Origin of the sequence: Paenibacillus hemerocallicola (genome assembly GCF_006265175.1) — a bacterium.
GTDB lineage: Bacteria > Bacillota > Bacilli > Paenibacillales > NBRC-103111 > Paenibacillus_AB > Paenibacillus_AB hemerocallicola.
Genome location: NZ_VDCQ01000023.1, coordinates 36,020 through 57,950, shown reverse-complemented (window position 1 = coordinate 57,950; position 21,931 = coordinate 36,020). Strand labels below are relative to the sequence as shown.

The window sequence follows — 21,931 nt, the reverse complement described above, 5'->3', positions numbered from 1 at the left end:
TGAAGCAACCCTCTCTCCAAAAAAAGCTCCCTTGCCGGAGCGCGTCGTTCGCGTATCCGGCAGGGAGCCCGTCTTCGTCGGCTCTCGCGGTAAAAAGGAATGCTTCGTTTTCGTTGAACCGGCGCCCCGTCCCGCCGTTACCTAATACACTCGCGTCTCCTCGGTGTACACCGTCTCGTCGTCGTTTTTGTCTAGGACGCGGAATTCGAGCTTCCACTTCCCGGGGAACGGTATGAACGGACCGTCGGATTTGTAGCTGAATTGCCCGAACGTCTCGTCGGCGGTAAAGGCCGCATCCTGAGTATCGTTCTTATGCTCCGTCAGCGGAACGTCGATCGGCGCGATATCCGGCTTGTCCAAATCCTGCAGCCTCAGCTGCACCCGCTTCGGCTCGCCGAGCTCCTTCGGCAGCCAGACGTCGACCCGGAATTGATTGTCTCCCGGCACCTTCGGGGTCACTTGCACGGTCATATGCACCTTCTCGCCCATCACGTGCCAATACATCGGCTCATTCGGCGGAACCGGGCTGATGAAGGTAAGCAGCCCGACGAGCACGACGATAATGCCCATGGCGGCGAAGTCCATCCGCACCATGTCGCGCACGTCGTTCTCCTTGCGCTTTCTCATCGCCAGCCGGACGCCCAGCCCGAGCAAAATCACGATGACGACGAATACGACTTTGGCAATAAGCAGCTTGCCCCATTGGGAATACAATAAATAGTTGAGACCGGGCAAATAAATAAGCGTCATCGCCGTACCCGACAACACGAGCGCGATGATCGAGACTAGCGCCGCATTGGAAAACCTCGGCAAAAATCCGTCTATCCAAGTCCGATTCTTCTTCCACAGCGGCACGATCAGCAGCAGACCGCCTACCCATACGGCCGCCCCGAGCAAATGGATAAAGTCGAGCGGCACGGTAATCCATTGCGGATCGTGTCCCATCGCGTGCCCGTTTACGCTTTTCGCGAGCAGCAGCAAACCGATCCAGATGAAGTCGCCCGCTTTCGAGCGGCCCAGCAGCGCAAAGCCGATCAGCGCCAGAACGAACGCAGCCAGCCAGGAACGGCCGACCCACGTGCCGGTGAACAGCCCGACCAGCTCTCCCAAGCCTTGATCGCCGAGCAAATCCTGGTAGTGGAAATAGACAAAAGCGATCAATGCCAAAAAGTGGGTGCGCTGAACGCCAAGCAGCCCGTTCCGGTAATGCTCCCCGATGGAGGAACGCTGCAAACCGGCGAAAGCTCCCCAGAGCACCCAGCCCACAACGGCCAACAGTCCGAAATAATAGGCGATCCGGGATATATATTTCAAAATATCGTATACGCTCATATCCGCCGACAGCTGATGCCCGCTGTGCAGCGACGAAGAATCGGCGACCAGGCCGCCCTCGGAGCCGGGGCCGATCGACAGCACATACGTCCCTTCGACCGGATGCCCGTCCGCGGAAATGACGTGGTACGTCACCGTAAAACGCCCGTTGCCCAGCTTCGGCAGCTCGAGCGTCATAACCTTCTGATCGCTCGACATCGTCGCTTTCCGGTCGGATATGACTCTGCCGATTTCATCGTATACTTTAATATAGTGGAGCTCCGACTCCAGCCGCTCGTTGAACGTCAATTCGATTCGCTCAGGCGCCGCGTTCATCTGGCTGTTCGCCTCCGGCACCGCCTTCGTCAGCACCGCATGCGCGGATGCCGTATTCGGGGCAACCAAAACGAACGCGCAGACGAGCACAAGCGCGGTCGAAACGATCCATCTAACCATCTTGTCCATGTGTAAGTTCGTTCCCCTCATTCATACAACCGGTTGCACTAATCGATCAGCTTTCTTCCGATAAACCCTTCGCTCAGCCCGTGCCAATAGGCGATCGATTCTTCCCCGAGCCGCCAGCACAGCAGCACCTCTTCGCCGTCTCGCAACGACGGAAAGTCGACCAGCCCCATGTCGAGGTCTTTCAGCTGAGCGCCCTTCATATGAATGCTTTGGACGAGCGTGCGAGCTTCGATTTGCATAAACTCCAGCTCGCTTTCCAGCGTAAAAAACGGATCCGGCTCCTCCGGACGCGGTTTCCCCGCCCGCTCCTTCAGTAGCTTCAGGCGCAGGTAACGTTTCTCGAATTCCCGCTTGATCGATTGCAGTTCGTCGATTTCTTCGCGAATTTTCGGGAGCAGCGCATTCGCTTCCTCCAACGTGAACCATTTTTTCTCCATCCCATGTCGCCTCCTCTTCTCTCGATTGTACCAGAACGAAAGTAGCGATTCCAACTTCCCGGTCCGCTGCCGGAAATGCGGACACTATCTCGCGCCGACGACCCGGATGAGAGCGATCTCCGGTCGACAGCCTATGCGGAACGGGAGGTGAATCGTCCCGAGGCCCCGATTGATATACATGTACCGCTTGGGCGCCATTTCCTTCAGTCCCGTATGGTGGCGTCCGTAACGTCCGATCGCTTTGCCGAAAAATCGGATTTGTCCGCCATGGGTATGCCCCGCCAGCAGCAAATCGTAGCCGATGGAACGTTTGTCCATCCAACGCGCTATGCCGGGAGAATGGGCGAGTGTAAGCCGGAACGCTCCGTCGATATTTTCATTCGGAAGCGTGTGATGCTCCCGACCGTACTTCGAATTGTCGAAACCGTATACATAAACGTTGGACCGCTTCACTTCGATCAACTCGCCTTCGTTGGCGAGCACCCTCATCTTGCGTACGCCGATATCCCGCAGCACGCGGATGTGCTCCTCCTCCGTAAATCTGCGGCGCCTGAAGCCGGAACGCTCTTCCCACTCATGATTGCCGGGGACGAAAAACAAATACTCGCAATCGAGACGCGACAGCTCCTTCACGACCTCGGGCAACTGCTCCAGCCGGTTGAACAAGTCCCCGGTCACGCATACGATGTCCGGCTTCAGCGAATCGACGATTTCGCCGACCGTGCCGGTCCAGAACCGGGTCCGCCCATGCAAATCGGAAATTTGCACGATTTTCAACTCGCCGTTTACGTGCTCGGATTCCACTCTCGTTTCCGTCACTTCGGCATAAACCGTTTCATAAAACAAATAGATGACAGCCGCTACTACGGCGAACATTACTCCTACAAATATCATGTCATTCCCCTTCCGGTCTGTAAAATCCGATTTCTTCCGTCCGGATAGCCGATTCCCGCCTCAACAATATGTCGGCTATCTCAACATCGCTTGGTGATGATCACCCCTCTCCCAATACTGCTATTCTACCATCAAACGACTGGTATTGACGACAAAAATAGGAAAATAATGCATAGTTCCGATAAGAAAGTACGTGAAAGAAACAACCTCCGAGCCGCATCGACAGCGGGGACGGAGGCTTGTTATACGCAGGAGCCGCAATGCGGGATTCACTCGTTTATCCCGAGCAGATGATTCACCCGCATCTCCAGCTCGACAAGGGAAAACGGCTTGGACATGTATTCGTCGGCGCCGAGCTGCAACGCTAGGGCGATGTCCTCCTCGCGCTTTTTGCCGGACAGCATCAATATGCGGGTATTCCTTAACCGTTCGCCGGAATCCGCCTTCATCTTCTTCAACAATTCGAAACCGTCCATTCTCGGCATGACTCCGTCCAAAATGCATAAATCGACGTCATGTTCGTGCAAATAGCGGTACGCTTCCTCCCCGTCCTTCGCTTCGGCGACCTGGACCGACAGCTTCTTCAGACGGGACGCGAGAATGGAGCGGAGAATGCCGTCATCGTCTGCGACCAGTACCCGTTTCGGCTTTAATTCGCCTTCCGGCGCGAACAGCACCGCCGTCTCCGATTTGCCGCCGGCGATCAGCACGCGATCGCGTCCCTGCTGCTTCGCCCGATACATCGTTTCGTCGGCGAGCGCGATCCAGTGCGCCGTAGGCAGCCCTTTCGTCCATTCGGCAACTCCGCAGGAAAATGTAATCGAAAACGGCTGTCCCTCATATTGCGCTATCGGCTGACGATGCGTAAGCTGGAGTACTCCCTCCATGATGCGGGCTGCCTGCTCCCCCGTCGTATTCGGCATGACCGCGATGAACTCTTCACCGCCGAAGCGGGCAAGAAAATCGGTCGAGCGCAGCTGCTGCTGCAGCAAATGGGCCAGACCCTGCAGCACGAGATCGCCTATCGCATGTCCGTACGTATCGTTAATATGCTTAAACCGGTCGATATCGATGAACGCTATCGAAATCGGCGCCGGATAACGGGCGATCCGCTGCAGCTCCTGTTCGATCTGATGATCGAAATAGCGCCGGTTGAATATGCCTGTAAGCGGGTCGCGAAAGGCGAGCTGCTCGAAATTTTTCGTACGGGACAGCAGGCTGAAAATACGCGCGGCCAGTTCGTCGTACTGAAACGGCTTCGTCACGTAATCGTTCGCTCCGAGCATGAGGCACCGTACTTTGTCGTGCACGTCGTTCCGTGCCGACAGGACGATCAATGGAATCCATTTCAGCGTCGGGTCTTCCTTCAAATAATCGAACAACTCGTAGCCCGACTGCGGATGCATCATCAGGTCGAGCAAAATCAGGTCGTACGTATCCTCGCGCAGCTTCTGCTTGGCTTTGGCCACGGAGTCCGATTCGTGAACGATATAACCGTCCAGCTCGAACCGGCGGACGAGAAACGAGCGCAGCACATCGTCGTCGTCGACGACGAGCAGCTTGCCGGTCTGTCCCATTAACGGCGTACGCGCCCCTTGCTCCTTCTGATCGCTGACCTGCAGCTGGCGCTGCAAAATGATCAATTCCATCTTCAGCTGCATCAGGCTGCCCTTGCTGTTCAACGCGCTTTGCCTCGCCGAGGAGGCCGCTGCCGTCTCCGCCTTCGCCTCTTCCTGCGACCACTCCCACTCGGCTGCGAGCAGCCCGGCGACGTCGCCCACGCTGGCGAAGCCGAATACGGGGGCGCTGCCCTTCAGCGTGTGGGCATACCGGTAAAAATGTCCGGGAAGCTCTTCTTCGAAATCCTGCTCCATCCGGCACAGCATTTGCTCCATCGTGTGAATCTGCTTGTGCAGCTCCTCCAGGAAATGGGCTTTGCCTTCCTTCAACAACCTTTCGTTTCTGCGCTGCTTCTCCAATCCGTCCCGCTCCTGCGAATCAGTCATGCTTCTTCACTTCCACTTCGATAATATCCCGTTTGATCTTCAAATCGGTCACGTGAATCCCTTTCTCTTCAAGCTTCGTTGCGATCGCCTCCCGGTCCTGAACCGGAAAAACGACGGTAGGATTGCTCTGGGCGGGCTCCATCAGGCTCGCTGCCAGCTCGAGCAGCCGGTCGATCGTGAACGGCTTGCGCAAATATTTGCCCGTATCCGTCTCATGAAAATGCTTGGGCGGCTCCAGGACGGTCGACACGATGACCGGGGTGTTGCGGTATACCGGATGCTGCAACAGCTCGGCGATGAAATCCCAGCCCAGCTTCTTGCCGTCCAGCTGGATATCGACGATGCAAATAAGCGGAGCCGGCCCGGTCGTTTCCCGCAGCGACAAAACCGCATCCTCCGCACTGCGCAGCTGTACGGTCGATACGTTCAGCTTCTCGAAGGCGACGGCAATGAGCTTGGACAAGTTCTCGTCGTCTTCCACGATGACGACCTTGCCGCCCATCCCGGTCGCGCGATAAGTTTTCATCCGAATGCGGAAGGTGGAGCCGACGCCGAGCTCCGACTCGAACGTCAACGTACCGTGGTGGGACTCGATGATTTCCTTGACGATGGCGAGCCCGAGGCCGGTGCCGCCGATTTGCCGGCGATCGGAGTTGTCCACCCTATAAAACTTGTTGAACAGCTTCTCCTTGGCGTCCTCCGGAATACCCAAACCGAAATCCTGCACCTCGATAACCGCATAGTCGCGGTCCTTGGCGACACGGACTGCGATTCGGTCCGCGGTCGGCGAATATTTCACCGCATTGCTAAGCAAGTTGTGCATCACCTGCGTCATCCGGTCGATATCGGCCGTAACGAACACTTCCGGCTCGATGGCCGTGTCGATGCGATGGTCCTGCTTGCCCTGCCATTGCTCGGAGACGTCCCTCACGACCGCCGACATGTTGACGGGAATGTGCTGGTACGCCTGCTTGCCCGATTCCATCCGCTGAAGATCGAGGAAATCGTTGATCAGGTTGGACAGTCGGCTCGCTTCCTTGTAAATCGTCTCCATATATTTCTTCTGCTTTTCCTTCGGAATATCCCGGTTCAGCAAAATTTCCATAAAGCCGAGAACGCTCGCGAGCGGGGTACGCAGCTCGTGCGACACGATGCTGATGAACTCGTTCTTCATCTCGTCGGCCATTTCCTCATTGGTGCGGTCGCGGAACACGAACAGGAAGCTGCGCGTATTCTCGATCGGGTCCGTTATGGAGTTGACATACAGCTCGAAATGCTCCTCGCGTCCGTCTTCGAGCGCCAGCGTAAACCGTTCCTGCACTTGCTCAAGCGTTCCGTTCAGGACCGCCTCGGCGAATTCGCCCAGCTGCGATTTGTCCGGAGCCCCCGCTTCCAGATGCCGGCAAAAATCCCGGACATTCGATCCGGAGAAACGGTCGAAGCCGAACATCTCGTTCATGCGCTCATTGGAAAACAGAATCCGTCCGCCGCCGTCGCACATGACCATGCCTTCGTGAATCGATTCGATGATGCGCCTAACGAGATCCCGCTGCTGCTGCAAGCTGTCGCGCTCCTGGGACAGCTCCTCGTTCAGCTCTTCCAGCAAGTACGCCTGCTTGCGCCGCTCCTCGTTCGTCGTCTGCGCCAGGAATGCGAGCGCGAACTGCCGGACGAGCCCTTTGGTGAGCCGATGCAGCGTGTCGTCCACCTCGCTTGCCCCATAGGACGTAATGAGGAGCATGCCGATCACGTGCGAATATTCGTCGAGAAGCGGATAGTATTGGTCCAGCGCGGTGTCATAGCCGCCGTGAATGCCCCGTTCGTCCGCATTCAGCTGCCGCTTCCGGTAGATGGCCTGCTTCTCGTGCAGGACGCGCATGCTCGGTCCGAACAACTCTTTATAGGAAGAAGGGAGCGCGCCCTGCGGGTATCCGTACGAGTAAATGACGTCGAAAGCGGACGTCTCCGGATTCTCCGCGATAAGCACGGCCGCATCCTGATGCAGCGCCTGCAGCAGCGCTTTGACCGAATGGTTCAGGAACGCTTTGATTTCCACGTGGCCGGTCAGCTTCTCCTGATAGGTCGTAATCAGCTCCAGCTCGCGTTCCCGATCGGTCAGCTTAAGCAGCATCTCCTGCTGCTCGACCTGCTGGGCGGATATTTCTTCATTCTGCGCCTCCAGAAGGTCGCGCTGGTCGATCAGCTCTTTGTTCGATTCCTTGAGTGCGACGTGACGCTGTCTTAATTCGCCCGACATGAAATTGATGCCGCGCTCGAGCCGCCCCAGCTCGTCGTTGCGGTGGCTGAGCGCGACCTGCACATATTCGCCATCGGCAATCCGGTTGACGGCCGCGTCGGCTTGAACGATCGGGCCGATCACCTTGCGGCGCAAATAAACGACTAGCAGCCCGCCGGCTATCGCGGCGCCCGTAACGACGAGGATCGGCAGCAGGATCAGCATGTCGGTCCGTTTCCGGTTATCGTCGAGCCAGCGCTGCACGGATTCGTTCTGCGAGGACATGATCGTCTGAAAATTGCGGTTCATATCGTTCACGTTGGACGTGGTCGTCGTCTTCGACATATTCTCGATTTCTTCCATGCTGCCGCTTTTTTTAAGCTCGATTACCGTTTCGCTCGATTGTCGGTAGCTTGCCCACGCTTTAAGAATGGCGTTCCATTCGTTGGAAAATTTCTCTCCGTAGTCGCGGCTTTGGAATCGGTCGGATATATCGTTCAGCTTCGCATCGAACGTCTGCCTCATGGCGAGGAATTGGGTCAAAAAATCGGCTCTGCCGAATGCCAAATACGCCCTCAAGTCGGAAACGACCGTTTGCGAGTCGTTATACAAGCTTTCGACAAGCGCCTGGTCCTGCATTTCCAGCTCGAGGTTGTCACGGGCCTCTATGATATGGTTGTTCATCGTCAACCCGGTAGCGAGCACGAAGACGGCGAACAGCAAAATGGTCGTAAAAATCAAAACAGACACGTTCGATGCGATGCTTCTCATTTTGGTCGGCATACTGATCCGTTCCTCTCCCCGACTATTCGCCGTCCCCGAGCAGGCTTCCCACGATATCGATCAATTGGAGCGGACTGAACGGCTTGACGACGTAGGACGTGACGCCGGCCGCCTTCGCTTTTTCCTTGTCTTTCTCGAGCGCCTTGGCGGTCAGCAAAATGACCGGAATGTCGCGGTTCGGCGAATCCGATCCGCGCAGCCATTCGCATACTTCGACCCCGGTTTTCTCCGGCATCATATAATCGAGGATGACCAGATCGTACGACTCTTGCTGCAGCTTGTCTTTCGCTTGCTGTCCGTCCTCGGTTTCCGTAATGGCGTAGCCTTCGTCCGCCAGCGTTTCCGTGAGCAGGAAGCGGAGTGCCGTTTCGTCGTCGGCAAGCAGTATTTTTTTCCCCGTCATGTTGTTCTCTCCGTTCTTTCGACATGATTCTTTCAATTCTCTTCATTATAGCATTTCATTCCAGCCGTTGTACTAGAAGTTTGATTCGCGCTCCCGCCAAAATCCGGAGCGTATTTCCGCGCATCCCCTCGAATTTTGCCAGACGTACGCCCAACCGCGGCGAATGCCGTCGATATCGCGGATATGCACCCGATCGTAGTCGTTTCGGGGATCGCCGGGGCCGTAATAGTCTTCGAGCGCATCCATCGCCGGAAGCCCCTCATCGCTCACGGTCAGCCATTCGCCTCGCACGACGTTGCCGCCATCGTCGTTTCCCGTCGCTTCGACTACTAGAGCCGGATACGGTCCGGCATTGTAAAGTCTTCCTCTCACCGCGCCGGGCTCGACGGAAAACGTATGAGGCGCCGCTATGCCATGGTTCGCCTCTCCCGTCATCAATGTTCCGTACACGAAAACGCGTTTCATCGGCCATCCCTCCGTCAGGTCTCGTTTCATTATACAAACGTTTCCGCGCAAAAATCTCCGCCGCAAAGAAAAAAAGCAAGACGATAAACGTCCTGCTTTCATTTGGCCACATTTTGTACGAGTTCCCGGGTCTTGACGATAATTTTGCGGATGCTGTCCTCGGACAGATGGAAGCGCTGGATCAGCTCGATGACGCTTGCGCCGCCTTTGTACATCTGGTAAATTTCGCGGTTGCGCTTCTCGATCAGCTTGCGCGTTCCGTTATTCTCGCCCCATCCGGCCCTGGTTTGCTCGATTTTCGGAATATAGACAAGTTCGCCTTGAATGTAATTTTGCAGTTCCTTCAATAAGCTAGGCGGAAGAAAATCCTTTCCGTTTTTGTAACTCATTGATGAAAACCTCCTCTAGATTGTTGGATGCCAAAACCGACCCGACTTGAACAATGCTGAGCGCTTTCATCGTCTCACCTCCTATTTAGAATGGTCCGGATTCCCGTCCGGACGCCGCGAGCGGCGGATTAGTCCCGTAAACCTCGGAAAAAAGGGAACAAAAAAACACGATAACCCGCATCGTGCCTGTGTCGAATGTATGTATTCACGCGCATCAGGTGAAGGTTAAGTTTAGGCCGTATTCGGTTAAAAGCGGTACACCTCGATTTTGCCGTTAAACAACATGTTTTGCATGCCGTACGCCTCCTCTCACCTTAGTCGATTTTCATTGCCATTTTGGTAACATTACAATTATATGGGATGACGTTGGATTCATCAAGCCTAACATTTGGGAAAGAATGTTTATAAAGATATTCTCCTGAGGCGAAGGGAAAGGTCTGGTCTTATTGCAATGCAAAAAAACATATTGTCAGGCACCGCAGCCAGGGTAATTTCCAAATCCATTTGTAAAAACTTTGTACAATACATATAAACCGAAGGCTACCCCCGCAATTCCGGAAATCCTATAGTTACTAATGAAGGATTTGGAAGGCTTCCGATGTCGAAGGATATTGCCGAAAGTGTATCTATAAGCGAATTCAGGCTTTATATAGCTGAAAATTCCCCATGGTATTCGATCATTCATATATCCCCCACTGGTTTTAATAAACCGACATCGTTTCACCTATGCGGCAAACTAAGCGCTTCCGTAACCGGTGTGGGGATTATCGACCGGAGCCCGTATAGGAAGGCCCGCAAGGGGGCGCTGCATGAAAGACTGTCCAACCAGGCAAGCGGAACAAAAAGTTCCGTTATGCCCTTCGGAAAGCCGTAAAATGGAGCGTAGAGGAAGGATTAGTTCCTTTATTGGCAGTAACATTGTTGTTTGAATAGCGTTTTGCCCGGATAGAGGAAAAAATTGTTCCGTTCGTGCTGTTCTTACGCCCTTCCCTCGGTATTAGAGGAACTTATGCTTCCCTTCGATTCAAATAACGGAAGTAATTGTTCCGCGCTGCCGCAAGGAAATCGCCATCAAACGGAAATCCCCTCGTTTTCCTATAAAATCCAACTCAATGAAAAAGTGAAGGAGCGTTCTCTGGCCAATCTCCGCACGTCACGCTTCGCCCGCCACCGGCGCAAGCCGCCATCCCGCCTGCTGCAATCCTTGCCGGACCCGGGAAGCGAATTCGAGGGCATGCGGGCCGTCACCGTGTACGCACACTGTCTGCGCCTGTCCCGCCGCGGCGAGACGCAGCACTTGGCCGACCGCCTCGGCGGCGTCTCCGATCATCGCTCCCGGCTCCCGCCTCGGCACGAGCGTGCCGTCCTGCCGGTACCGCCGGTCCGCGAACGCTTCTGCGGCGGTTGCCAGCCCCGCAGCCGCACCGGCGCGGACCAGCTCGCTTCCGGCGAGCCCGACCAAAACGAGCGCAGCGTCCACGCGCCGCACCGCCTCCGCGATCGCTTCGGCCAGACCGGCATCGGCAGCCGCCATATTGTAAAGCGCCCCGTGCGGCTTCACATGCCGCATAACGGCCCCTTCCGCCCGGACGAAGCCGTACAGCGCCCCTAGCTGATATACCGTCATCTCGTAAGCTTCCTGCGGCGAAATCGCCATCTCTCTCCGGCCGAACCCTGTCATGTCCGGCAGCCCCGGATGCGCGCCGATCGCCACGCCGCGCTCCGCGCACAGCCTTACGGTCCGCAGCATCGTCGCCGGATCGCCCGCATGAAAGCCGCAGGCTATATTCGCCGACGTCACGACATCGAGCAGCCGCTCGTCCTCGCCGGTCCGGTATACGCCGAAGCCTTCGCCGATATCGCAGTTCAAGTCGATACGTTTGTCCGATTTATCCATAACGCTCCGTCTCCTCCCGCATCCGCATCCCGATGCCGGCCCGCAGCATGAGCTCCTCCAGCCGGACGGCCAGCAGCCATTGCCGGGATTCGGCATGACCGATCAGCTCGAATCGCACTTGCGCTCCGGGCCTCGCCTGCGCCAGCAGAGGCAGATCCGCCTCGGACACTTGAGCGATGCGCGGATAGCCGCCCGTCGTCTGTCTGTCGGCCATAAGCACGACGGGCAAACCGTCCGGCGGCACCTGAACCGTCCCGGCCGTGACCGGCTCCGACAGCAGGCTTCCGGCCCCGGCGCCAGCCAACTCCAGCCGCGGGCCGTCCAGCCGGTAGCCCATCCGGTCGGAGCGGGACGAGACGACGAACGCCGAAGCGAGGAACAGCCGCAGGCTGTCCGGCGCGAAGCGTTCGTATTCGGGGCCCGGCGTTACCCGCACGACCGGATGGTCGTCGTAAGCCGGCAGCGCGTGCGGGCTGACGCCCCAGGCGGGGGCCGCCCAAGCCGCGTCCCCGGCCTCGCCGCGCAGCTTCGCGAGCAGCGCAGCGGCAGCTGGCTCCGGCGCGCCGACAGGCAGCGCGTCCCCCGCCCGCAGAGGGCGGCCGTCCAGGCCGCCGAGCCGGGACGGGACGTGCGTGCCGCGGCTGCCGAGCACGGCGGGCACGGCGAAGCCGCCCGCGATCGCGAGGTAGGCGCGGCAGCCGGAGGCGGCGGGCGCGAAGGCGAGCTCGGCGCCGCGGCGGACGAAGACGGCGCGCCACGCGGGCAGCGGGCAGCCGTCGACGGTCGGCGAGGAGCCGCCGCCGGTGACGGCGACGAGCGCGTCGGCGTCCAGCCGCAGCGCGAAGCCGGCGAGCGTCAGCTCGAGCGCGGCCGCGCGCGGGCCGTTGCCGACGAGCGCGTTAGCCGCGCGCAGGGCATAGCCGTCCATGGCGCCGCCGACGGGCACGCCGATGCGCTGATGGCCGAAGCGGCCGTCATCCTGCACAGTCGTGAACAAGCCCGACTTAACCACGTAGGCGCTACTTTGATTTTGCATGATCAAGCTGTCCCCCTCTCCGCTCGGCGCCATCAAGGTCAGTCGTCCGTGCGGCGGAAGACGCCAATTCCTCGAACCGTTCCGGCGTAATGGGCTCGAACCTTACGCGATCTCCCGCTTGCAACAGCGAAGGCCGCTCGGCGTCCGGACGAAACAGCGGAAGCGGCGTACGTCCGATAATATTCCAGCCTCCGGGCGTTTTCAGCGAGTACATACCCGCTTGACTACCGGCAATGCCTACGCTGCCGGCCGGAACCTCGCCTCTGGGCGTTGCCCGACGGGGGGTCGCCAGCCGTTCGGGCAGTCCGGACAAGTAAGGAAAGCCCGGAGCGAATCCGATCATCGCTACGGTGTATTCCGCTCCGGCATGCAGCGCAACGGCTTCTTTTACTCCAATGCGGTGGTATGCCGCCAATTCGTCCAGATCCGGGCCGTAGCTCCCCCCATAGCAGACCGGAATCGTCACTACGGTGTCCGTCTCATCGTCATCGTCGACCGATTGCGATGCAAGAAGCGAGCGGACCGTATCGCATACGGCTTCATACACGGCTTCCTCCGCGTCGGCCCGCTTGTAGCGCAATGACCGGTACACGATCCACGGATCGTAGTAAACCGCCAGCGCGGCGTATGACGGCACCGCTTCGATAAAACCGGGAAACGGCTTCGCTTCCAGCTTGCGAACGGCCGCGCGTACTTTCCCGGTCGAGCCCGGCTCGATCCGTTCCCCGAAACGGATCAGCAGCGCCGAGTCGCCGAGCGGGTGCAGAGCTGCCTCATCGTCCTTGCCGAACATGTCCGTCTCCCCTTTCCGTAATTCCAAGTAACCTTATCCCTATTGTAACCCAACCTTCACCATTCGGCCATGCACCCGTATTCCGACCACCGGCATCTCTCGATCGGCAGGCCGGCTCAAACAAGCTCCCGGCTGCATGATGTTCATCGACGTTTAAGAGCTTAACTGGTATGGGACTTTCGTATCCGGCGCCTGCCGGAAACGTGTGATTTCCGTCACATCCCCTCGGCTTGCTCTCCCTTATACTTGGAAAAAAGGCTTCTGATCGAAGCCGCCCGATAAGAGTTCCTTCATTCGGATCGCACGCAGTTTCCGCATTCAATCCGCGAATCCGCACCTCGCTGTCGGGATGTCGCGCTTCGAAGCGATGCTACACAACCGCGAGCCCCGGCAATACAACGCCATAAACAACTGGAAGCGCGACAAACCGCGCGTCAAGGAGGAAACGACATGAAGTTCGGTCTAGTCCGAAAGCTGGTGCTCGGCATCTCCGGCGTTTCGATCATAACGTACGGAACAAGCGGCTTTTTCATCTTCGTGCTGAAGCCGTGGCTTGCCCCGAATATGGCCGACTGGCTCTACATCTGCGGGGTGCTGGCGCTGGGCATCCTGTGGACGAGCTTCCTCGGGTGGCTGGCGGCGCAATTTATTATCCGCCCGCTGCTGCGGCTGTCCGCCGTCGTGGATGAGGCCGCTACCGGGAATTTGAATGTGACGATTCCCGAGTACCGGTCCAACGACGAGATTTTGCAGCTTCACCGGTCGTTCGGGACGATGCTCGGCAACCTGAAGCAGATAATCGCCGAGCTGAAAGACAGCGTCGGCGTCACCGATCAAAGCGCCAATTCCCTCAGCTCCGCGATCGGCCACGCCGCGCATCAAATCGAGACGATCGCCATCACGATCGATCGGGTCGCCGAAGGCGCTTCGACGCAAGCCGAATCGGCGCAGACGATGTTCCGCTCCGTGGAGCGGGTGACGGAGACGGCGGGCGAAGTAAGCCGCCAGGCCGAGCATGCGATCGCCTTGTCGGAAGCGATGGTGAAGACGATTGCATCCAGCGGCGTTACGTTCCGCTCGCTCGTCGGGGGCATGACGGACATTTCCGTCATGAGCGAGCAGACGCTGACGATCGTCCGCAAGCTCGAGACGCATGCAAAGGAAATCGGACAAATTTCCCATCTCGTCGGGGAAATCGCCGCACAGACCCAACTGCTCGCCTTGAACGCTTCGATCGAAGCGGCGCATGCCGGCGAGCACGGACTCGGCTTCTCCGTCGTGGCGGATCAGATCCGCAAGCTGGCGACGGACAGCTCCGAAGCCGGGGAGCAGATCAACCGGCTGGTCCGGCAAATGCAGGAGCAGACTGCCAGCGTCTCCCGCGAAACGAACAATCAGGTGATGCTGATCCGCCAAGAGAAAACCAAAGGCGAAGCGGCCAACCGCGCCTTGTCCGAGATAACGGCCTCCGCGGACGAGTCGGCCCGGGCTTTGCAAAGCATCGTCGTCCATATGAACGGGCAGACGGAGCAAATCCGCCGGACGTTCGGAGACGCCAAAGAGATCGCCGATATTGCGGCGACCATATCCGAAGGCGCCTTCCGCGTCGCCGACGCAGCCCAGGAGCAGACGGCCGTCATGGAGGAAATATCCGCTTCCTCGGACGTGCTCCGCAACCAGGCGGAAGGCTTGAAACGAAAAACGGTCGTCTTCCGCTTATGACGGCGCAGACGACGTAATCACTTCCCAATTGCCGTCCACAGTGGCGGCAACGGTTTTCCGTTCCAGTATATAATTGGCGATCAGCTCGGAAACGTCGGTCGGGATATCTTTCACGACCGGCTTTCCTTGGAACATCGTGTAGTCCCCGCCGCCTCCCGCGCGATAATTGTTCATGGCGACATCGTACTCGCCGTTCGGGTCGACAGGCTCCCCCCGATGCATCAGCCGAACGACGCGGCTCCCTTCCGGACGCGATACGTCGAGCGTATATTCGATGCCTTCCCACATGTCGTAATTGTAATGCTGAGGCTTGGGCACCGCGAACTTCGGGTTGATCGCCGCTTTTCCGTTCCCGTCCGTCGTGAAATAGGTGGCGTTGCGTTCCAGAGCGTCCATCATGTCCCTGCCGGTAATGCGGATCACTTTCAGCGTGTTCGGATAAATGTAGTTCGATACGATATGGCGCATCGTCACTCGAGGCGGGAAACCGGGGGAGTCGTCGGTAAACAAAGCCGTATTGGAAATGGCGGCGCCGGAATTCTCCATCTGCACCTTGTTGATAAACTCGATCATCGCGTTGTCCTTCATGCGGATTTGCATCGGGTCGCGCACCGTCATGTCGCCTTCGATCGATCCGATCGGCGTATCCAGCCATTGCTGCGTCGCGGCTTCGTAAGGCTCGGCGATATCCAACACCTCGGGATCCGGCTCTATCCCGTTCACGGAGAGCAGCTCGGACGCCTTCTCCGCAATTCTCCATCGGTTCCCGTCCGGTACCAGCACCATTCTGACGATTCCGGCCTGCTGCCCCAAATATCCGGGCTGCACGATCGTCACGCCGTTCAACGTCTTTCCCGATATTTCCCTATGCTGGTGTCCCGTCAGCAGTACGTCGATTCCGGGAACTTCCATGCACAACCGGTAGCCTTGATTTTCTCCTGTCGGCGTTTCCGTAGCCTCGCCCGTATCCGGATCCTTCTCGAAGCCCCCGTGGTACGAGACGATAACGACATCGGCCCCTTCCTCCCGGCGCAAATAAGGGACCCATCGGTCAGCCGTTTCTACCGCGTCCAAAAACGCGAGACCTTCGATATTACGCGGGTTTTCCCAATTCGGGATATACGGCGTTGTCAGACCGAGCACGGCGACCTTGACGCCATTGCAATTTTTGATCAAATACGGCTTTCCGAAATAAGGCTCTTCCGTACCCGCCTTGACGGTATTGGCCGACAGCCACGGGAATTCCGATTCCGACACCGCCTTGTCCAGAACGGACATCCCATAGTTGAATTCATGATTGCCGATGACGGCCGCATCGTATCCGAGCCTATTCAAAGCCAGCACCATCGGATCCGCCGGCGCGTTGTCGATCCGGGCGTGATAGTAGGCGAGAGGCGTCCCTTGAATCAAATCACCGTTGTCGATCGCCAGAACGAATCCGCCTTCGCTCCCGGCCCGTTCCCTTTCCCGGCGAAGCAGCGAAGCGACCTTGGCAAGACCGACTTCGTTTTGCTCATTATTTGCATAGCGAATGGGTAAAATACTCCCGTGCAAGTCACTTGTTTCCACCAGCGTAAGGCGGACCATCGCGTTCGCTTCCGGCAAATCGGTTCCCTCCTGCGATCTATTCTCATCCAACTATAGCAGGGTGGTCCCAACAATACAAACGTCGACGGTTTACGACAACTTAACATGCGATTCGTACCAAACAAATGTCGAATTGTGATATATTATTTCTGCGTTTACTCTGGGTAGGGTGTACAAAAGGGAGGACACAAAACATGTTCAAGAAAGCATCGGCTATCGGCCTATCCGTCATTCTGGCCGCAGGTCTGTCGGTAGGCTGTGCGCAAAAGGAAGCGGGCACGTCCGACAACGGCAAAACATCCGCCTCGCAAGGATACGTGCCGAAAGAACTGAAAGTACAGTTCGTGCCTTCGCAAAACGCAGAGACGCTGGAAGCGAAAGCGAAGCCGCTCGAGAAGCTGCTGGGGGACAAGCTCGGCATCACGGTCAAGGTCAGCGTATCGACCGATTACAACACCGTAATCGAGGCTATGGCTTCCAAACAGGTTGACGTAGGCTTCCTCCCTCCGACCAACTATGTCGTCGCCCATGACACGAAGAAGGCGGCCGACCTGCTGCTTCAGGCTACCCGTCTCGGCGTCGACGACAAAACCGGTCAACCGACGCAGGATCTCGTCGATTCGTACAAATCGATGATCGTCGTCAAGGCCGATTCCCCGATCAAAGAAATCAAAGACCTGAAGGGCAAAAAGATAGGCTGGCAAGGCACGACATCCGCCGCCGGTTACACATATCCCGCCCTATTAATGAAGAAGAACGGAATCGATCCCGTTTCCGACGTGCAAGGCGTCCAGTTCCAAGGCCACGACAAAGCGATTATCGGGCTGCTGAACGGTCAGGTCGACGCCGTCGCGGTGTTCCAGGACATCCGCGCGCAAATGCAGAAGGACGTACCGGACGTTATGCAAAAAACGCGGGTTCTCGCGTTTACCGATAAAATTCCGAATGACACGATCGCCGTCCGCCCGGACATGAGTACCGAGTGGAAGAAAAAGATTTCCGACGCCTTTATCGCAATCGGCAAAGATCCGGAGGGCCAAAAAATCATTTTCGACGTCTACACGCACAAAGGGTACGTGGAAGGCAAAGACGAGAACTTCAACGTCGTACGCGACGCGAACAAGCAGCTCGGCGGCAAGTAATCCGCTATCCCGCTTCAACACGCTTGAACGATAAACAGCCATCCCGCATGTGCTTCCGCACATCGGAATGGCTGTTTTAATCCATAAGCATATTGCCGCTTTATGATTTATTCGTCTTGGGGCAACCTACAAGCGATGACAACTCAAAGGAGCGTTCGCCATGTCTGGAGTCAAAAGCCTCGATCCCGCCGTCCTTGCCCTGCTGGAGCCTAAAGTACAAGTGATTCCCGGGGAAAAAGGAGCGATTTATTTGGTCGGTCCGATTCGGCTGCCGGTCGATCTGGATGGGGAAACGGTCGAATTCAAATGGTACTGCTGGCTGAACTGCGAGGAGGTGACCGATCATTTCGAGCGAATCGTCGGTAAATTGTCCTCCGTCAATTTGGCGGAATATCAGCAATCGAGCGTACTCGTGTACGGGGATTTCGAGAACGCGGAGCATGCCTGGATCCGGCTGCATTCGATTTGCCATACCGGCGATATTTTCGGCAGCAAACGGTGCGACTGCGGCTTCCAGCTTAAGCAATCGATGAAAAAGATTGCCGGACACGGCACCGGAGCGCTATTTTATTTGGCCAATCAGGAGGGGCGGGGCATTGGACTTTTCAGCAAAGCCCTTGCCTACATTTTGCAGGAAAACGGATACGATACGGTCGACGCCAACCTGTCGCTCGGCTTTGCCGACGACTCCCGCAATTACGGCGATGCCATCCGCGTTCTCCGGACGCTGCGCAGCAAGCCGGTTACTATAATCACGAACAATCCGAAGAAGCTGGAGGCGCTGCAAAGGTCGGGAATGGCTGTGGAGGGCCGGGTTCCGTTATGGGGAGATGTGTCCGAATACAATGCGAGCTATTTGCAGACGAAAATGACTCGGTCCGGGCATATGGAGCAGGACGGCTGCTGCAATAACGACTGAGTGTTGCCCTGAATCGTTAAGGGGAATAATGGGAATGCTACAACCCATTAACCATTAACGACAAAAAACAGTTCGTCGTACACATCGATGACACTGCGGGAGAATTGACATGGACTGTAAAATCGTAATCGGCATGCCCGTCTACAATGAAGAGGCTGCTCTGCCCAAGCTGTTCGTCCGATTGAAGCAGCTGCGGCGGCATGTTGGCGATTCGCTCCACCTCTGCTTCGTGAACGACGGCAGTACGGACGGGACGGGCTCGCTCCTCGGCGAATTTGTCCGCACGTTTCCGAACGCCACATTGCTCGTTCATCCGGAGAACCGCGGGCTCGGAGAAGCGATGCAAACGATGCTCGCGCATACCGCGCGGCATTTCTGCGGAGCGGATATTTTGATCACACTGGATGCGGACAATACCCACAGTCCGGAGCTGGTTCCTGCCATGGTCCGGAAGCTTCGGGACGAGCGGCTGGAGCTGGTCATCGCCTCGCGATTCACTCCGGGCGGGATCGAACGCGGCGTGCCCTTTCTGCGCAAGCTCTACAGCCGGGGGGCCCGGTTGTTTTTCAAGCTGCTCTTTCCGATTCCGGGCGTAAACGACTATTCGAGCGGCTTCCGGGCTTACACGGTGCAAATCATACAGAAAGCGTTTCAGCACTATGGGGGAAATGTCGTGACGTCGAAGGGGTTCGCCTGCACGGCGGAAATTATAGCCCGGCTCGGCCAAATCGGGGTGAAAGCCGGGGAGCTCCCGCTCAGACTCGATTACGACCTGAAGGAAGGCCGCAGCAAAATGAACGTGGCCCGCACGATCGTCGGGTATTTTCGGCTTATTCGCGCCGTTAAATATACTTCAGCTCGCACTGAGCCGGAAGTATCTGCTTGGATCGAGCGGAACGGCGAAGGCGGAGCATGAAGTCCGTCCCGGTCTCCGTGCGGACTCTGCTGCGCGCAGCCATGCTGGTCGGGCTGTTTGCGCTCGTCTTTGCCGTCCGGCTGCCCTATTTGTCCGATTCCCCCTACGGGTACGACTCTTGGCGGCAGTCCGATACGGAGGCGATGGCACGGAATTTCGCGGAGCACCGGTTCAATGTATGGTTCCCCCAGTTGAACTACCAGGGTCCGATGCCGAATTACGCGCAGCTGGAGCTGCAAATTACAACCGGGCTGATCGCCGTTCTGTACGAGCTCTTCGGCTACCATTACGCGTTGGCTCGCTTGGTGCCGATTTCGTTCTTTATGGGGTCGGCTTTGTTCGTTTACCGGATCGCCCTGCGGCATTTTTCGCCTTTCGTGGCGGGTTTGTCCGTTGTTCTATACGGATTGCTGCCGTTGAACGTCCTGTATTCCCGGGCCATCATGCCGGAGTCCGCCGCTTTGTTTTTCTACACCGGCGCCTTTTATTGGTTTGGCGAATGGATCGCGAGAGGGAAACGCAGCCTGCTCTTCGTCTCGGCCCTCTTCACCGCGCTGGCCGTCTGCGAGAAAGTGCCTGCCGTCTTCGTCGGCATTCCGATGATCGTCATGGTTTTGGTAAAATACGGGTGGCGTGCCGCATTACGCTGGGAGCTATGGGCATTCGTCGCGTTGGCGCTGCTGCCCCCATACACCTATTACCGTTGGCTCGGCACCGTAGCGGAGTCCGCCTTCGTATCCGGCATCGCCTCCAAGCACATCCTGCCGGCCATGGCGAGCGCGACGCACGCGAAGGAAGCATGGGCTTTTTTTGCCTCCGAGCTGCCGAAAGCGTTTACTTGGTGCGGGCTCGCGTTATTCCTGCTCGGTTTGGCGATGGCGCTGTTCCGCCTGCGCTCTCATCTCGCCATATGCGCTTGGACGTTCGCCATGCTCGTCGAACTGGCTACGATCGTTGCCGTTATTCGGTTCAACTACTACCTCGTTTTCATAGGACCGTTAGTGGCGCTGCTCGGAGCGTATGCGCTGGGGAAATTGTTCGAGCGGGCTTGGACATCCGGCCGGGCGCGAAAGCTCCACAAGGCGGCGGCAGTCGGAATCGTTGCGGCCATCAGCGTTTTGACGTTCGAAAGCTTCGCGACCGTCGCTCCTGTCATCGGCCTGCAGAACGAAGAAGTCATCCGTCAGGCTGCCGTCGTCGGACGATATTCTGCCTCGGACGATCTCATTGTCACCGGCACGGACGATCCGTCCCTGCTGAACGCTTCACACCGGGCCGGTTGGCGCGTGACGAATTCGAATCCGGAGGACCCGATCGCCGAGCTCGATTATTTCGTACGCGAGGGGGCCGCCTATTTCGTGCCGCTCAAAGGGTACATCGACGGCGATCCGGAAGGCCGGCTGAAGATGTATTTAAACGAGCGGTTTGTCAAGCTCGAGGCGGATACGGAGTACTATATATACAAGCTCCGATGATCCGAGCGGTTCATCGGTTCGCTGCCGGCGCGTCACAGAATATAATTCCGTGACGCGTTTGTCATTTCGTTGGATCAAATCAGTAATAGTGTGATAGAATGAATAATAGTAGGATTACCAAAAGGATGGTGCGACATGAACCAGATAATGAAATTAGAAAGTGAAATTCGTACAAAATATCAAATTACAATTCCAGAGGAAATACGCGTAAAAGCAAAATTGACGGTTGGCGATAAATTGTTGTGGCAATATGATGAGGTTCGTGATGAGATCATTGTTATGCCGAAACCCAAATCATTCACTGACAAACTTTGGGGGCTTGGGAAAGAGCTATGGACAGACGAATCGAGTGATGACCATATCCGGAAGGAGCGAGAAAATTGGTAATCGCCTCATCCCTTTCGTCTTTTAAAAAAATCGCGCTGGATACGAATATATTTATTTATGTGTTTGAGCAACATCCGGATTTTGGCGAGAAAGCCAAGTGGCTGCTCGAGCAAGTTGAGGAAGGAGCCTATTCAGCCGTCGCTTCGACCATTTCGTTGACAGAAATCCTCGTGAAACCGATTCGGGAGGCGAACTTGGCTCTAGAGAAACAATACAAGCTATTATTCGCCCATTTCCCAAATCTTTCAGTTGTGCCTGTCGACAATCCGGTTGCCGAGCGAGCTGCTTTTCTAAGAGGAAAATACGGCATAAAAACACCGGATGCTCTTGTAATCGCTTCGGCCATCCTAGCACAAGCTGACGTTTTCGTTACGAACGATTTGCGGCTGGAACAAGTGGAAGAAATAGCTTGTAGAAGTTTATCTCAACTATAATTTTCCGTTTTTGAAAATCGGTAACAACAATTCCCGTTTACCCAGCTTCCACATCTGCATCGGCCCCACTCCCCGACGCAAATTTGAAGGGTCTCCGCGAGATCGATTTCTTCCTTTCCTCTCCATCCCCCATACCTGATCCCTTGTTAGGCAGCGATTGATGACCGGGTGACCGACAAACGACAAACAAGCCCTTCCTTTCGGAACGAAAGGCAAGCGCTTGTTCATCGCATA

General features: G+C 56.9%; 20 protein-coding genes. 7 read left to right on the top strand and 13 right to left on the bottom strand.

Features of this window, described 5'->3' with window-relative positions:
* Nucleotides 1–141: 141 nt before the first annotated feature.
* The 12 genes from FE784_RS17470 to pxpB form a co-directional block, all read right to left on the bottom strand.
* Nucleotides 142–1,776 (bottom strand): copper resistance CopC/CopD family protein, encoded by a 1,635-nt coding sequence (locus tag FE784_RS17470; RefSeq protein ID WP_176706302.1) that lies wholly within the window; start codon nt 1,774–1,776, stop codon nt 142–144.
* Between the two features lie 38 nt (nt 1,777–1,814).
* Nucleotides 1,815–2,213, bottom strand: a complete 399-nt coding sequence (locus tag FE784_RS17465; RefSeq protein ID WP_139603514.1) for a DUF2203 domain-containing protein — start codon at nt 2,211–2,213, stop codon at nt 1,815–1,817.
* Between the two features lie 84 nt (nt 2,214–2,297).
* Nucleotides 2,298–3,107 (bottom strand): metallophosphoesterase, encoded by an 810-nt coding sequence (locus FE784_RS17460; RefSeq protein ID WP_139603513.1) that lies wholly within the window; start codon nt 3,105–3,107, stop codon nt 2,298–2,300.
* Between the two features lie 269 nt (nt 3,108–3,376).
* Complete coding sequence (locus FE784_RS17455; protein ID WP_139603512.1) at nt 3,377–5,113, bottom strand: response regulator; 1,737 nt, start codon at nt 5,111–5,113, stop codon at nt 3,377–3,379.
* Entirely contained in the window at nt 5,106–8,132 is a 3,027-nt protein-coding gene (locus FE784_RS17450) for an ATP-binding protein (RefSeq protein WP_139603511.1), read from the bottom strand. Before FE784_RS17450 ends, FE784_RS17455 begins: the two co-directional genes overlap by 8 nt.
* Nucleotides 8,133–8,154: 22 nt before the next feature.
* Nucleotides 8,155–8,535: a response regulator gene (locus FE784_RS17445; RefSeq protein ID WP_139603510.1), complete on the bottom strand. Its 381-nt coding sequence runs from the start codon at nt 8,533–8,535 to the stop codon at nt 8,155–8,157.
* 72 nt (nt 8,536–8,607) lie between these two features.
* Nucleotides 8,608–9,000 (bottom strand): gamma-glutamylcyclotransferase family protein, encoded by a 393-nt coding sequence (locus FE784_RS17440; RefSeq protein ID WP_139603509.1) that lies wholly within the window; start codon nt 8,998–9,000, stop codon nt 8,608–8,610.
* A 98-nt stretch (nt 9,001–9,098) separates the two neighbouring features.
* A complete protein-coding gene (locus tag FE784_RS17435; protein WP_138878799.1) occupies nt 9,099–9,389 on the bottom strand; it encodes a CD3324 family protein in 291 nt (96 codons plus the stop codon).
* A 469-nt stretch (nt 9,390–9,858) separates the two neighbouring features.
* A complete protein-coding gene (locus FE784_RS43120) occupies nt 9,859–10,074 on the bottom strand; it encodes a DUF6199 family natural product biosynthesis protein (protein WP_484217483.1) in 216 nt (71 codons plus the stop codon).
* A gap of 468 nt (nt 10,075–10,542) precedes the next feature.
* Nucleotides 10,543–11,286 (bottom strand): LamB/YcsF family protein, encoded by a 744-nt coding sequence (locus FE784_RS17430; protein WP_139603508.1) that lies wholly within the window; start codon nt 11,284–11,286, stop codon nt 10,543–10,545.
* Nucleotides 11,279–12,322 carry a 5-oxoprolinase subunit C family protein gene (locus tag FE784_RS17425; RefSeq protein WP_246132077.1) on the bottom strand — a complete coding sequence of 348 codons (1,044 nt, stop codon included), beginning with the start codon at nt 12,320–12,322 and terminating at the stop codon, nt 11,279–11,281. The genes FE784_RS17430 and FE784_RS17425 overlap by 8 nt, the downstream gene beginning before the upstream one ends.
* The gene (pxpB, locus tag FE784_RS17420) at nt 12,306–13,142 is read right to left on the bottom strand and encodes a 5-oxoprolinase subunit PxpB (RefSeq protein ID WP_246132073.1); all 837 of its coding nucleotides are present in this window, start codon (nt 13,140–13,142) and stop codon (nt 12,306–12,308) included. The genes FE784_RS17425 and pxpB overlap by 17 nt, the downstream gene beginning before the upstream one ends.
* Before the next feature lie 423 nt (nt 13,143–13,565).
* Here pxpB and FE784_RS17415 point away from each other — a divergent pair, with 423 nt between their 5' ends.
* Nucleotides 13,566–14,837 carry a methyl-accepting chemotaxis protein gene (locus tag FE784_RS17415; protein ID WP_139603506.1) on the top strand — a complete coding sequence of 424 codons (1,272 nt, stop codon included), beginning with the start codon at nt 13,566–13,568 and terminating at the stop codon, nt 14,835–14,837.
* Here the strand turns inward: FE784_RS17415 and FE784_RS17410 are convergent.
* Nucleotides 14,832–16,424: a bifunctional metallophosphatase/5'-nucleotidase gene (locus FE784_RS17410; RefSeq protein ID WP_139603558.1), complete on the bottom strand. Its 1,593-nt coding sequence runs from the start codon at nt 16,422–16,424 to the stop codon at nt 14,832–14,834. The two genes, FE784_RS17415 and FE784_RS17410, sit on opposite strands and share 6 nt — an antisense overlap.
* A 194-nt stretch (nt 16,425–16,618) precedes the next feature.
* On the opposite strand from FE784_RS17410, the gene FE784_RS17405 reads away from it, so the two are divergent.
* The 6 genes from FE784_RS17405 to FE784_RS17380 all read left to right on the top strand — a co-directional run bounded on the left by FE784_RS17405 (nt 16,619) and on the right by FE784_RS17380 (nt 21,697).
* Nucleotides 16,619–17,566, top strand: a complete 948-nt coding sequence (locus FE784_RS17405; protein ID WP_139603505.1) for a phosphate/phosphite/phosphonate ABC transporter substrate-binding protein — start codon at nt 16,619–16,621, stop codon at nt 17,564–17,566.
* 160 nt (nt 17,567–17,726) lie between these two features.
* Nucleotides 17,727–18,485, top strand: a complete 759-nt coding sequence (locus FE784_RS17400) for a GTP cyclohydrolase II (protein WP_139603504.1) — start codon at nt 17,727–17,729, stop codon at nt 18,483–18,485.
* Between the two features lie 109 nt (nt 18,486–18,594).
* Complete coding sequence (locus tag FE784_RS17395) at nt 18,595–19,401, top strand: glycosyltransferase family 2 protein (RefSeq protein ID WP_139603503.1); 807 nt, start codon at nt 18,595–18,597, stop codon at nt 19,399–19,401.
* Nucleotides 19,398–20,876, top strand: a complete 1,479-nt coding sequence (locus FE784_RS17390) for an ArnT family glycosyltransferase (protein WP_139603502.1) — start codon at nt 19,398–19,400, stop codon at nt 20,874–20,876. Before FE784_RS17395 ends, FE784_RS17390 begins: the two co-directional genes overlap by 4 nt.
* A gap of 135 nt (nt 20,877–21,011) precedes the next feature.
* A complete protein-coding gene (locus FE784_RS17385) occupies nt 21,012–21,263 on the top strand; it encodes an AbrB/MazE/SpoVT family DNA-binding domain-containing protein (RefSeq protein WP_139603501.1) in 252 nt (83 codons plus the stop codon).
* On the top strand, nt 21,257–21,697 hold the full coding sequence (locus FE784_RS17380; protein ID WP_139603500.1) for a type II toxin-antitoxin system VapC family toxin: 441 nt from the start codon (nt 21,257–21,259) through the stop codon (nt 21,695–21,697). Before FE784_RS17385 ends, FE784_RS17380 begins: the two co-directional genes overlap by 7 nt.
* Nucleotides 21,698–21,931 lie beyond the last annotated feature (234 nt).